Source organism: Actinomadura xylanilytica (assembly GCF_030283145.1).
GTDB lineage: Bacteria > Actinomycetota > Actinomycetes > Streptosporangiales > Streptosporangiaceae > Spirillospora > Spirillospora xylanilytica.
In genome coordinates this window covers 150,468-163,123 of sequence record NZ_JASNWE010000004.1, presented here as the reverse complement: position 1 = coordinate 163,123, position 12,656 = coordinate 150,468, and the positions used below count along the sequence as shown (strand labels likewise).

Below are 12,656 nucleotides of genomic sequence, written 5' to 3'. Positions count from 1 at the left end.
GGAGGCGAAAAAATGCGCGAGCTCACCATCAACGACCAGTCGTGGTCGATCGACGACGAGGAGAACCTGGTCGGCGACGAGGAGCGGCTGGAGTCCACGGACCCGGTCGAGGCCGCCTCGCTCAGCTACGGCTACGCGAGGATCTGACCGAAGAGGGCGGCGCCGCCAGGCGGGCCGCACGGAGGGGTGACGGCCCGGTCCGCCGCGGCCGTCACCCCTTCGCCGCACCCCCGACGTCTTCAGGGTGGAGAACATGCGCTACACGGTGATTTCGGCGGACTGTCACGGCGGGGCGGACCTGCTGGAGTACCGCGACCACCTCGACCGGTCCCGCCGCGACGAGTTCGACGCGTGGGCCGCGGGCTACGAGGTGCCCTACGAGGACCTCAAGGGCGAGGACGGCACCCGCAACTGGGATTCCGACCGCAGGCTGCGCGAGCTGGAGGCCGACGGGATCGTCGCGGAGGTGCTGTTCCCCAACACCATCCCCCCGTTCTTCTCCGCCTCGTCCCTCGGCAGCCAGGCGGCGGCGGTGTCGGCCGCGGACCTGGACCGGCGCTGGGCCGGGCTGCGGGCGCACAACCGGTGGCTGGCCGGCTTCTGCGCCGCCGCCCCGGGACGCCGGGCGGGCGTCTTCCAGGTCATGCTGCACGACATCGACGCGGCCGTCGCCGAGGTGCGTCGCTCGGTCGCCGCCGGTCTGCGCGGCGGCCTGCTGCTGCCCGGGACGCCGCCCGGGTCCGGGCTGCCGCCGATCTACTACCACGACTACTACGACCCGCTCTGGCGGGCCTGCACGGAACTGGGCGTCCCGGTCAACGTGCACAGCGGCAGCGCGGCCCCCCGCTGGGGTGACCGGCCGGAGGACCACGTCCTGTTCATGCTCGAACTGCGCTGGTGGGACCAGCGGACGCTGCGGCAGCTCATCCTCGGCGGGGTGCTGGAGCGGCACCCCGACCTCAAGGTGGTCTTCACCGAGGAGGGCCTCGGCTGGATCCCCGGACGGCTGCGCGCGATGGACGGCTTCGTCGACTCGATGAACGCCTCCGCCGGCGGCGGCGAGCTCGCCTACGGCGCGCAGGTCGCGCGGAACCTGTCGCTGCGGCCGAGCGAGTACTGGACGCGGCAGTGCTACGCCGGCGCCAGCTTCATGCACCCCTCCGAGAGCGCCGTCCGGGACTCCCTCGGGGTCGAGACGATCATGTGGGGGAGCGACTACCCGCACACCGAGTCGAGCTATCCGTTCTCTGACGCGGCCATCCGGTTCGCCTACGCCGGGGTCCCGGAGGACGAGGTCGAGCTGATGCTCGGCGGGACCGCGGCCCGGCTGTTCGGGTTCGACCTCGCCCGGCTCGCCCGGGACGCGAGCCGGATCGGCCCCGAGCGCGCCGCCGTCAGCGCGGGCGTCGACCCCGCCACCCTGCCCGCCGAGGTCGCCAAGTGCCCGGCCTTCGCGGGCGTCACCCCCGGATCCAGCCGGACCCGGTGGGTCGACAACCGCAAAGCGTGACCCGCCATGCCCTGGAGGCGTGGCCGGGAGCGGAGGCGCGGGCGGGAGCGGGGCCTGGGGAGGGGGCGGGGCTCAGCCGCCGATGACGGCGGGCGCGACCTCGTCCATGAAGCGGCGCAGGTCGCGGACGCCTCCGGCGGGATCGACCAGCTGGACGACGAAGTGCTCGACGCCGAGCTCGCGGTCGGCGACGAGCCGCCGGGCCAGCTCGTCCGGCGGGCCCGTCAGGACGTACTCCGGGACGTCGGCGCGATGCGAGAACGCCAGCGAGTAGTTCGCCGACACGCGCGCGTTCCCCGTCTGCGGGACGAGCTCGGCGAGCCGGTGCCGGTCGGGCGCCCAGCAGTTCCACCAGTCGGCGCGGGCCCGCACCAGCTCGAGCGTCCCCGCGCCGACACCGCCGATGGTGAGCGGGATGGGACCCTGCACGGCCGGCGGGCCGCCCATCGGGTCGCGCACCGTGAAGAAGCGGCCCCGGTGGTCGACCGGCTTCCCGGTCTGCACCGCGTCCAGGATGTCGAGGGTCTCGGCGAGCCGGGCCCGGCGGGTCGCGGGCGGCCCGGCGGCGAAGTCGAGCGAGTCCAGCTCGGACGGCGAGGAGCCCCAGCCGAGGCCGAGGTTCAGCCGCCCGCCGCTGACCTGGTCGAGGGTGACCGCCATCCGGGACAGGAGCAGCGGATGCCGGAACGCCTCGCACAGCACCAGGTGCCCGACCCGGATCGTGGACGTGCGGGCGGCCACCGCCGCGGCGACCGTCCACCCCTCGAGCGCCCCGCCCGGCACTCCGGGCAGGGCGAGATGGTCCATGAACCAGACCGCGTCGAACCCGTGGTCCTCAGCGCCCCGGGCGAGCGCGGCCAGCTCCTCGAACCGGCGGTGGACCTGCGGCAGGTAGAGCCCGAAGGTGGGGACGGCGGACGGTCGCACGGCAGGCTCCGATCAGTTGGTCTCGACGCGCAGCGCGGCCTCGGCGGCGTCCAGCGCCTCCTCGCACTCCCCGGGCGTCCCGGTGACCGCGATGGCGTAGGCGATGCGCCCGAAGCGGATGTCCCGGGACGGCGGCGACACGGTCTCGCCGGGGTCGGCGAGCGTGACCGCCCGGACCACCGACGGCGGGAGCCGGTCGCGGTCGAACCCGATCGAGGCGATGGTGGTGTCGTCCCGCTCCGGGTGGAAGAAGCGGATGCCGGCCACCCGCCGCCGGTCCGGCGCCAGGATCGGCCGCCGGCCGCAGGCCACCGCGGCGGCGACCAGCCCGGCGTCGACCCCCGTCGCGTACCGGCCGAGCAGCGTGAGCAGGTCGCCGCCGAGCCGCCCGTTCAGCTCGATGACCTTGGGGCCGCGCGCGGTCAGCCGCATCTCGGTGAAGGTGGCGCCGTCGCTGAAGCCGAGCGCGGCGTGCGCGGCCTGCAAGGTCTGGATCACGCGCTGGTCGGCCAGCAGCGGGTCGGCGGCGTTGACGACGTGCCCGAGCTCGGCGAAGAACGGCTCGTAGCCGACCACCTTGCGGGCCAGGTAGATCGGCTGCACCCGGCCCCGGTGGATGACGGCGTCGATGCTGATCTCCGGCCCGTCCAGGTACTCCTCGACCAGCACCGGGACGTCGTACCGGGGCGCGCCGGGCGCGGCGGCGCGCCGCGTCCAGGGGAACCGGGCGGACAGCCCGGCGGGATCGTCCACCCGGACGATCCCGATGCTGCCCGCGAGCCCGCGCGGCTTGAGCACGACCGGGTAGCCGACCGTCTCCGCGGCCCGCAGCGCCTCGGCCGTGGTACTCACCGCGATCGAGCGGGGCTGCGGGACCCCGGCGGCGTCCAGCTCCTTGCGGGTCAGGTGCTTGTCGCTGCACTTGACCACCATCTCCGGCTTCCCGCCGGGCAGGTCGAGGATCTCGGCGACGTACGCGGCCGGCACCGCCAGGTCGTCGGACCAGCTCAGCACGCCGCGCACCGGCTCGGCGGCGGCGATCTCCACGGCCCGCACCGCGAGCGCGGCGGTGTCGAAGATGTTCTCGAACCTGGTCCAGCCGGTGATGTGGGGGAGCTCCCAGGACGGTTCCTCGCGGCAGAACAGATGGACCCGGTAATCGGCCGAGACCGACTCCAGAAGATGCCCGCGAAAGGCATGTGAGCCATGCCCGATAACTAGCAGGAGTGGTAGCTCGCGCGGCGGCTCATCGGACACCTCTGGTCCTTTCCTTGGCATGTCGAAAGCTCTGGACCGCGACCTGGGAATGACGTCGCCACGGCGACTTAAGGTCCTGTGGGCACGACTGGAATCTAACATGCGAGGGTGCGGCGGGGAACCTCGTCCGACGGTTTGCCGCGTGCTCACCTGGGCCAGGAGGTCGAAAATCGGGTATTGACAGTGGCTTGCGGCCGTCGTACGTTCACGATGAATTTCGATGTAGATCACAGTGTGGGAGTAATTGAGTTCGGTGGTCCTCGTGTTCCGTTGAGGAAGGGAAATCCATGAAGGCCGAGCTGCCAGGCGTTAATGTCGCACAGTTCTTCGAAGAGTCGCGTCTGCCCGTCGTCATCAGCCCGAAGGATCCGGGCGCCGACCTGCTGTCCTGGGTGGGAGAGCACGCCGTGGCGGTGCGGGAACTCGCGCTGGAGACGGGCGGGATCCTGTTCCGCGGCTTCCCGGGGACCGCGGACGTCGAGGTCTTCCAGAAGTACTGCGCCAGCTTCCCCGACCCGCTGCTGGACTACACCGAGCAGTCGTCCCCGCGGGACAAGCTGGGCGACAAGGTCTACTCCTCCACCACCTATCCGGCGGACCAGGTCATCCCGTTCCACAACGCGAACTCCTTCGGGCACGAGTTCCCGCTCAACATCTGGTTCGCGTGCATCAGGACCGCCACCAAGGGCGGCCGGACGCCGGTCTGCGACACCCGCCGGGTGCTGGCGAACCTGAGCGACGAGACCCGCTCGAAGTTCGAGGACAAGGGCATCCTGTACGTCCGCAACTACTACGACGGGATGGGCGTCCCCTGGGAGGAGACGTTCGCCACCGAGTCGCGGGAGGAGGCCGAGCAGTTCATGCGGGACGGCCACATCGCCTTCCGCTGGCACACCGGCGGGTCCCGCATCCTGGAGACCCGGCAGGTCAGGCACGCGATCCTCGACCACCCCAAGACCGGCGACAAGGTCTGGTTCAACCAGGCCCACCTGTTCCACAAGGCGTCCCTGGACGAGCGTCTCAAGCCGCTGCTGCGCCAGTTCGACGACTGGCGGCTCCCGCGCAACGCCTTCTTCGGCGACGGGACCCCGATCCCGGACGAGACCGTGCACGAGATCTTCGCGGCCTACGAGGAGGCCGAGCTCAGCTTCGACTGGGAGGCCGGCGACTACCTGATGCTCGACAACCTCCTCACCTCCCACGCCCGGAAGACCTTCGAGGGCACCCAGCGCCTCATCTCGGTCGCGTTCGCCGAGCTGCACACCGACTACGCGCCGCAGTTCGCCAAGTACGGCGACGCCTCCCTCGACCCGATGGAACCGGCCGATGGGGCGTGAGCCCGGCACGGTCCTGGCACTGGTGGAGCGCCAGTGCGAGGACCGCCCGGAGGCCGTCGCGGTCGAGCTGCCCGGCGGCGGCACCAGGACGTACGCCGACCTGCGCCGCCGGGTCGCCCGGATCGCCTCGGCGGTCCGGCCGCGGCTGTCCGCGCCGGGCGCCCGGGTCGCCGTCGACCTCCCGAACGGCCTGGACTTCTGCGCCGCCGTCCTCGCGGTCCTCGGCAGCGGGGCCGTCGTGGTCGCCGTCGACAGGACGCAGCCGCCGCCGCGCGCCGCCGCGATGCTGGGGGCCGCCGCGCCCGAGGTCGTGATCACCGACCGTCCGGGCGGACCCGCCGTGGCCGCGGCGCCCGGCTCCCCCGCGATCGTGGACCTCTCACCCGCGCGCGAAGACCCCGCGCGCGAGGACCCCACGCACGGGGACCCCGCGCACGGGGACCTGGCGCGGGGCCCGGCGGACCCCGGCGCGCCCGCGTACGTCATCTTCACCTCGGGAACCACCGGCACCCCCAAGGCGACCCTCAACACCCACGCGGGCCTGCTCAACCACATGCTGTTCATACGGGACGTCTGCCCGCTGCCGGACGGGAGCCGCGTCCTGCTGAAGTCGGCGCGCTCCTTCGACGCCTGGATCCTGGAGTTCTTCTGGGCCTTCACCCAGGGGCACACGCTGGTCCTGGCCGACGAGGAGCGCGCCACCGACGCCCGGTACCTGGCCGCCGAGCTGGCCGGCCGGTCGATCCACGGGTTCGTCTGCGTGCCGTCCCTGCTGCGCCGGGTGCTCGCGATGCTCCGGCGCACCGGGGCCGGGACGGAGCTGCACACCGTGATCTCCGCGGGCGAGGCGCTAAAGGCCGATCTGGCCGCCGAGGTCCTGACGGCGACCGGCGCGCGGCTGTTCAACCTCTACGGCCCGGCCGAGGCCGCGATCGACGTGGCCTACCACCCCGTCGAGGGCCCGCGGGTCGCCGATCCGCTGCCGATCGGCCGCCCGATCCCGGGCAACCGGCTGACGGTGCGGGACGCGGCGGGCCGCGACATCACCCGCACCGGCGGCACGGGCGAGCTCGTCGTCACCGGAGTCCACGTCGGCCTCGGGTACGCGGGGGACACGGCGGCGACGGCGGCCCGGTTCGGCACCGGCACCGGCGGCGAGCGCTCCTACGCCACCGGCGACCTCGCCTACCTGGGTCCGGACGAGAACTTCTACATCGGAGGAAGAGTGGACGCTCAAGTCAAGATCAACGGTGTCCGGGTGGAGACCGCGGAGATCGAGGCGTGCCTCTCGCGGCACCGCACCGTCGCCGACTGCACGGTGCAGGTGACCCGCTCCGGCGAGGTCCCGGTCCTGGTCGCCTTCATCCAGGCCGACGGCGACGCGGCGCCCGAGAGCGAGTACATCAACTACCTGCGCGGGCTGCTGCCGCCCGTCATGGTGCCGCCCGCGTACGTGTTCCTGACCGAGTTCAAGAAGCTGCCGAGCGGCAAGAAGGACACCTCCGCGCTCGTCTACCCGCGCGGCCTGCCGACGGTCACCGCCGCGGACTTCGAACCCCCGGCGGGCCCGGACGAGCAGGAGCTCGCCGGGATCTGGGAGGCCGTCCTCGGGGTGGCGCCGATCGGGGCGCTGGACGAGTTCGCGCTCGTCGGCGGGGACTCGCTGAAGATGATCGACGTCCTGGTGAAGATCTCGGAGTCCCTCTACCCGGACGTGTTCGGCCTCGGCGTCACCAGGCTGTCGACCGTCCGGGACCTGGCCGGCAGGATCCGGCCGGCCGCCGACTAGCCGCCGTGGCCGCCATCGTTCACGGCCCCGGCCCGGACGCGGGCCGGCTGGCCCGGCTCCTGCGCGAGGCCGGGCGCGCCGAGCACGACTACCTGCCCGAGGAACGGGTCGCGGGCTACCTCTCCCGCCTCGCGCACGGCGAGGTGGAGTGCCTCGCGGCGGTGGACGGGGGCACGCTGGGCGCCGCCCTGCTCTACTCGCGCTTCGGACCCGTCCACCCGGTCCCCGGGTCCTTCCTCCGCCTCGCCGGGCTGTACGTGGAGGAGGTCGTGGTGACGGGCGACTGGAGGCGCAGCGGCTGGTCCCGGAGGCTGCTGGCCCGGCTCAGGGAGATCGAGGGGGCCAGGCCCGACATCTACATCGACTGCGACGCGGCCAATGGCGCCTCGGTGGCCATGATGAGGGCGGCCGGGTACGTGCGGGTGACCGACTACGACGATCCCGACCGCACCGAACCGCCCTCGCGCCGCCGGACCACCAGCGTCTTCCGCCAGCCGGGCCGGCCGGCCCGCCGGCCCGAACCGGCACGAGGAGCGGTGACGATTGGATAGCGCGTTCCTGACCATGCGGGTCGCGGCGCCGGAGCACCGTCCGTGGGTCGTGGTGTGCAACACGGTGGGCGTTCCCGACACGGTCTTCGACCGGCTGGTGGCGACCCTCGCCGATTCCCACTCCGTCCTGACCTGGTCCACGTCCCTGACCGAGAACGACGAACCGCACGGGCGTCCGGTCGGCCTGGCGACCGGGGACCTCGTCACCGCCGTGACGGAGTTCCTGCACGGACTCGGCGTGGTCGAGTTCACCGGCGTCTCGTGGTGCTCCGGAACCGAGATCCTGCACCGGCTCTCGCGGAGCGGCAAGTTCCGCGTCGTCGGGCACTGCTGCATCAACGGGGCCTTCAACCTCGGCCCGGACGGCCCGTCGTCCGACTGGGAGAACACCGTGGAGCCGCTGTTCCGGCTCATCGGCGCGCGCCCGGACGCCCTGCCAGGCGTGTCGGCCCTGCTGAACTCGGCGGCGGACGCCGCCACCGAGGGCGGCGACCCGGCCCTCGGATTCCCCTACTCCACACCCGAGCGGATCTCCGGATACGCCGCCCAGTGCCTGGAGATGAAGCGGTCGCGCACCCTCGCGGGATTCGTCGACTCCCAGCGCACCGGCCTGTACCTGTCCGGATCCGAGGACGCCGTCCAGGCGCCCGCCATCGCACGGCGCGCCGCGGAGCTGTCGGCCTCCTCGTTCGAGCTGGTCGAGGGGGGCCACCACGCGATGATGGCCGACACCCAGCGGGTGTGCGACCGGGTGCGCGAGTACTGCGAGGCCGTCGCGCCGGAACGCGGCGGGCGCTGACCATGGCACCGGCGCACCGGCCGCCGCGGCCCGCACCGGGGGAGGACGATGTCGAGCGGGAACCCGTACCTGGTCTTCGCGGGGCTGGCCCTCACCGTCGTGCTGATGCCGGGCGCCGACACCATCCTGGTCTTCCGGACGAGCCGGGCGCACGGCACCCGGCTCGGCCTGACGACCGCGGCCGGCGTGGTGACCGGGCCCGTCATCTGGGGCATGCTCTCCGGCGTCGGGGTGGCCCTGATCGTCGCGCGCAACGCCACCGTCTACCGGGCGCTGGCCCTGTTCGGGGCGCTGTACCTGCTGTACCTCGCGGCCGGCTGCCTCCGCGCGGCGGCGACCGGCACGGTGCCGCCACTCGACGGCGAACCGAACGAACCGAACGAACCGAACGAAGCGAACGAAGCGGACGCGGCCGTCCCGGGCGGCACGCCACGGAACGCCTACGTCACCGGTCTGCTGACCAACCTGCTCAACCCGAAGATCGGCGTCTTCTACCTGTCCATCATGCCGGGGCTCTTCCACGGGACGCCCGACCTGTGGGTCGGGGGCTCGCTCGGCCTGATCCAGGCATCGATGGGCATCGTGTTCCTGGGCCTCGTCGCCGTCCTGTCCGGCCGGGCCCGGCGCTACCTCGCCGGGCGCCGCGCGAGCGCGGCCGTGGAACTCCTCGCGGGCGGATGCCTGGCGGCCTTCGCCCTCTACACCGCATGGTCGGCGCTCCGAGCGGGCTGAACCGGCCCGCCGCCGACGAACCCCTTCCAGAACCGTGAGATTGGTGGTCGCATGATGATCCAGACTGCTTTAGCCGCCGGATCGGCCCAGAGTCCGGAGAGTATCGCCGGGATCGTCCTCGGTGACCTGGCGCTGATCCTGCTCGCCGCGGCGGTGTTCGCCGCGCTCGCCAAGCGGGTGCGGCAGCCGGCGGTGATGGGCGAGATCGTGGCGGGTATCGCGCTCGGCCCGAGCGTCCTCGGGCTGCTCCCGGGCGACCTCACCGGGCTGCTGTTCCCGCCGTCCGCCCGTCCCTATCTCCAGGTCCTGGCCCAGGTGGGCCTGGTCCTGTTCATGTTCGGCGTCGGCTACGGGTTCAGCCCCTCGCATCTGAGCGGGGCGGGCGGCCGGGTGATGCTGGTGTCGCTGAGCTCGGTCGCCCTGCCGTTCGCGCTGGGCGCGGGGCTGGCGGTGCTCCTGAACCCCTGGTTCGACCGGTCCGAGATGCGGGTCGACGACCTGCTGGCGCCCACGCTGTTCCTCGGCGCGGCGATGTCGATCACCGCGTTCCCGGTGCTGGCCCGGATCATCACCGAGCGCGGCATGCAGCGCGACCGGCTGGGGTCGATGGCGCTGGCGAGCGCCGCGTTCCAGGACTTCCTGGCCTGGTGTGTCCTCGCCGGGGTCGTCGCGATCGTGTCGGCGGGCGGGTCCTGGTCGCTGGCCCGCACCCTGCTCGGCGGCGCCGCGTTCATCCTCGTCCTGCTCTGGGGGGTGCGCCCCGGCCTGGCCTGGCTGCTGTCCCCGGCGCGCCCCTGGGCGGGCGGCGACCCGGTCGCCGCCACCGTGCTCGGCTGCGGACTGCTCGCCTCGGCATGGGCCACGCACGAGATCGGCCTGCACGCGGTCTTCGGCGCGTTCCTGTTCGGCGCCGTCGTGCCGCGCGAGCACGTCGAGGCGCACACGCCGGCCGTCCCCGAGCGGATCGAGCAGACCAGCCTGCTGCTGCTCCCGGTGTTCTTCACCGTGACCGGGCTGTCGGTGGACTTCGGCCGGCTCGGCGGCCGGGGCGCGGTGATGGTGGCGGCCGTGATCGCGGTGGCCTGCGCGGGCAAGTTCGCGGGCGGCGCGGGCATGGCCAGGCTCACCGGGGAGACCGCCGGCGCCTCGCTCACCCTCGGCGTCCTGCTCAACACCCGGGGGCTGACCGAACTGGTCATCCTGAACGTGGGCCTCGGCCTGGGCGTGCTGGACTCCCGGCTGTTCACCGCCATGGTGATCATGGCGCTGGTCACCACCCTGATGACCGGGCCGCTGCTGGACCTGATCCACAGCAGGGCCGAACCCGAACCGCTGGACCGCCGGGAGGCGCGCGCGGCCGGGCGGTCGGGCGGGTGATCAGTGGCGGTCGGCGAAGTCGTGCTTCTGGGCATAGGCGTGGAGCTCGGCCCAGTCGTCGCCGGCGTGGCTGTGCGCGGTCTCGGTGCAGCCGCCCGTGCTCGGCCGCGGGACGGAGTAGCGGGGCGCGGTCAGGTCGGGCTCGCTCTCGAAGTCCAGTGCCTCGGCGAGGTTGCGCGCCGCCGCGTCCCGGACGGTCAGCGGCTCGAGCTCCCACCGCCACTCGATCGCCTTGAGCACCGAGGTGTGGTCGTACACCTCGTGCGCGACGGCGCCGCGCCGCGCCCGGGGCGAGATCAGCAGGCACGGCACCCGGAAGCCGCGCAGGCCGGTGCCGAGGTCGGGGCGCGGGTCGGGCCCGGTCGGCGGCGGGACGTGGTCGAAGAACCCGCCCCACTCGTCGTAGTTGATCACCAGCAGGGTGCGGGCCCAGGCGGGCGAGCTCACGACCGCGCTGTACACCCGGTTCAGGAACGCCTGGCCGAACCGGATGTCGGCCAGCGGATGCTCGTCCTCCGACAGGCCGGGGAACTTCTCGCCCAGAAACCCCGGCTCGACGAAGCTCACCGCGGGCAGGTCGCCCCGCGCGGCGTCCTTGTAGAAGTCCCGGATGGTCCGGCTGACGTCGACGTGCCGCAGCCCCCACAGCGCGGTGAACGGCACGTCGCTGAAGTAGTACCGGGCCGGGACCTCCGCCTCCTTCAGCCGGTCCCAGATGGTGGGGATCTCCGAGATCGCGAACGTGTTGGAGACGCGGTCGGTCTGCCCGGCGTGCTGGAAGATCCGGTTGGGGAAGGTCGAGGACATGACGGCGGGGAAGTAGCGGTCGCAGACCGTCCAGTCCCGCGCCGCGCGCCCGTGGAAGCCCAGGTCGGCGCCCGTGAAGTAGCCGATGGAGAACACGTCGTTGTCCCCGGCGCGCAGCCAGCCGTCGCACTTGCCGTCGTTGTACTCGACCCGTCCGCCCGCGTAGGAGTGGTCGGGGTCGCGGAACCCGCACCCGTGCGGGACGGTCAGGTGGTGGGTGGCGTGCTCCACGCCCTGCGCGTCGGTGAACGCCAGCCCCTCCTGCCTGCCGTCGGCGCCGGGCAGCCAGCCGAGGTAGTGGTCGAACGACCGGTTCTCCATCATCACCACGACGATGTGGTCGATGCCCGACTCGTCCGGTTCGGGAAGCTCCGCCGCCGGTGCCGTCCGGGTGGCGGCGGCCCCGGCCGCCGGGCCGCCCGCCGCGATGATCGCCGCGCCCGCCGTGCCCGCCAGAAACCCGCGCCGCGTCAGTTCCTCGATGCCCATGGCTCTCCTCCCGCGTGGTGGCCGCACGGCAGTATCACGAGCACCACGGGACCGGGGGAAGGATGACGCCCGGTCTTGACCGGGCCTAAATATGAAAATGATTCAGCAGAAACCGTCCGGCCGGACGGATCGGCGCAGGTTCCGGCCCCGGCGGGGCCCGCGCGGGCCGGCTGGCCCGATGCGGCCAGCCGGACTCCGGTCAGCGAAGGCCGAGGGTCTCCGCGAGCGTGCGCAGCCCGGGCAGGACGTCCTCGCCCGGCGCGGTGAGGAGCTGGACGGCGACGTGGTCGGCGCCCGCGTCGAGGTGCTCGGTCAGCCGGGCCGCGGCGGTGGCCGGCCCCCCGTGCGCGACGAGCGCGTCGATCAGCGCGTCGCTGCCGCCGTCCGCGATGTCGTCGCTGGTCCAGCCGAGCCGCTTCAGGTTGGCGGTGTAGTTGCGCAGCTTGAGATAGGTGCCGGCGACGCTCGACCGGCCGAGCGCGCGCCCCCGCGCGGGATCGGCGTCCAGCACGACCTTCTGCTCGGGGGCCAGCAGCCGCCCGTCGCCGAGTTCCGCGCGGGCCCGGCGGGTGTGCTCGGGCGTGACCAGGTACGGGTGCGCGCCGGCGGCGCGTCCGGCGGCCAGGCGCAGCACCTTCGGGCCGAGCGCCGCCAGCACCCGGCCGCTGACCGGGACGCCCTCGGCGTCCAGCCGGTCGAGGTAGTCGACGATCGTCCCGTAGGGGCTGCGGTACTCCCGCGACGCCTCCGGATGCCCGATCCCGACGCCCAGCAGGAACCGCCCGCCGTGCCGGTCGTTCAGCCGGTGGTAGGACGCCGCGACCTGCTCGGCCGGCGTCGCCCACATGTTGACGATGCCGGTCGCGACCACGATGTGGTCCGTCGCCGCCAGCAGCCGCTCGGCGATGTCCAGCTCGCCGTCCGGCGATCCGCCGATCCAGACGGTCCCGTAGCCGAGCCCCTCGACCTTCCGGGCCACCTCCCCGTCGAGCTCGGCGTCGCGCCGCCAGATCCCGAAGCGCCCCACATCGATCTCGGTCATGTCCCCCCCGTTGCCGGCCCTCGGCCGCGCCGTCCGTGC

The 12,656-nt window shown here is 73.0% G+C and carries 12 protein-coding genes; 8 read left to right on the top strand and 4 right to left on the bottom strand.

Annotated features, from left to right (window positions below; genetic code table 11):
• Positions 1–12 precede the first annotated feature (12 nt).
• Together QP090_RS24535 and QP090_RS24530 are read left to right on the top strand one after the other, a co-directional pair.
• Positions 13–147, top strand: coding sequence for a hypothetical protein (locus QP090_RS24535; RefSeq protein WP_285941659.1), 135 nt, complete (start codon positions 13–15; stop codon positions 145–147).
• A 106-nt stretch (positions 148–253) separates the two neighbouring features.
• Positions 254–1,510, top strand: a complete 1,257-nt coding sequence (locus tag QP090_RS24530) for an amidohydrolase family protein (RefSeq protein WP_285941657.1) — start codon at positions 254–256, stop codon at positions 1,508–1,510.
• A gap of 72 nt (positions 1,511–1,582) precedes the next feature.
• Here the strand turns inward: QP090_RS24530 and QP090_RS24525 are convergent, their stop codons facing one another.
• Positions 1,583–2,437 (bottom strand): LLM class flavin-dependent oxidoreductase, encoded by an 855-nt coding sequence (locus tag QP090_RS24525; protein WP_285941655.1) that lies wholly within the window; start codon positions 2,435–2,437, stop codon positions 1,583–1,585.
• 12 nt (positions 2,438–2,449) lie between these two features.
• The gene (locus QP090_RS24520; RefSeq protein ID WP_285941653.1) at positions 2,450–3,694 is read right to left on the bottom strand and encodes an ATP-grasp domain-containing protein; all 1,245 of its coding nucleotides are present in this window, start codon (positions 3,692–3,694) and stop codon (positions 2,450–2,452) included.
• Between the two features lie 287 nt (positions 3,695–3,981).
• Between QP090_RS24520 and QP090_RS24515 the strand changes: the two genes are divergently transcribed.
• From QP090_RS24515 to QP090_RS24490, 6 genes are read left to right on the top strand one after another with little or no spacing between them, the layout of a single operon-like run.
• Positions 3,982–5,031, top strand: coding sequence for a TauD/TfdA family dioxygenase (locus QP090_RS24515; RefSeq protein ID WP_285941651.1), 1,050 nt, complete (start codon positions 3,982–3,984; stop codon positions 5,029–5,031).
• The gene (locus QP090_RS24510) at positions 5,021–6,820 is read left to right on the top strand and encodes a non-ribosomal peptide synthetase (RefSeq protein ID WP_285941649.1); all 1,800 of its coding nucleotides are present in this window, start codon (positions 5,021–5,023) and stop codon (positions 6,818–6,820) included. The genes QP090_RS24515 and QP090_RS24510 overlap by 11 nt, the downstream gene beginning before the upstream one ends.
• Positions 6,821–6,825: 5 nt before the next feature.
• Positions 6,826–7,371, top strand: a complete 546-nt coding sequence (locus QP090_RS24505; protein ID WP_285941647.1) for a GNAT family N-acetyltransferase — start codon at positions 6,826–6,828, stop codon at positions 7,369–7,371.
• On the top strand, positions 7,364–8,170 hold the full coding sequence (locus QP090_RS24500) for a hypothetical protein (RefSeq protein WP_285941645.1): 807 nt from the start codon (positions 7,364–7,366) through the stop codon (positions 8,168–8,170). Before QP090_RS24505 ends, QP090_RS24500 begins: the two co-directional genes overlap by 8 nt.
• Before the next feature lie 48 nt (positions 8,171–8,218).
• Entirely contained in the window at positions 8,219–8,902 is a 684-nt protein-coding gene (locus QP090_RS24495; RefSeq protein WP_285941643.1) for a LysE family translocator, read from the top strand.
• A 51-nt stretch (positions 8,903–8,953) separates the two neighbouring features.
• Complete coding sequence (locus QP090_RS24490) at positions 8,954–10,279, top strand: cation:proton antiporter (RefSeq protein WP_285941641.1); 1,326 nt, start codon at positions 8,954–8,956, stop codon at positions 10,277–10,279.
• On the opposite strand, the gene QP090_RS24485 is transcribed toward QP090_RS24490, so the two are convergent.
• Together QP090_RS24485 and QP090_RS24480 are read right to left on the bottom strand one after the other, a co-directional pair.
• A complete protein-coding gene (locus tag QP090_RS24485; protein WP_285941640.1) occupies positions 10,280–11,575 on the bottom strand; it encodes an alkaline phosphatase family protein in 1,296 nt (431 codons plus the stop codon).
• Positions 11,576–11,774: 199 nt separating this feature from the next.
• The gene (locus QP090_RS24480) at positions 11,775–12,617 is read right to left on the bottom strand and encodes an LLM class F420-dependent oxidoreductase (RefSeq protein WP_285941638.1); all 843 of its coding nucleotides are present in this window, start codon (positions 12,615–12,617) and stop codon (positions 11,775–11,777) included.
• Between the last annotated feature and the right edge of the window lie 39 nt (positions 12,618–12,656).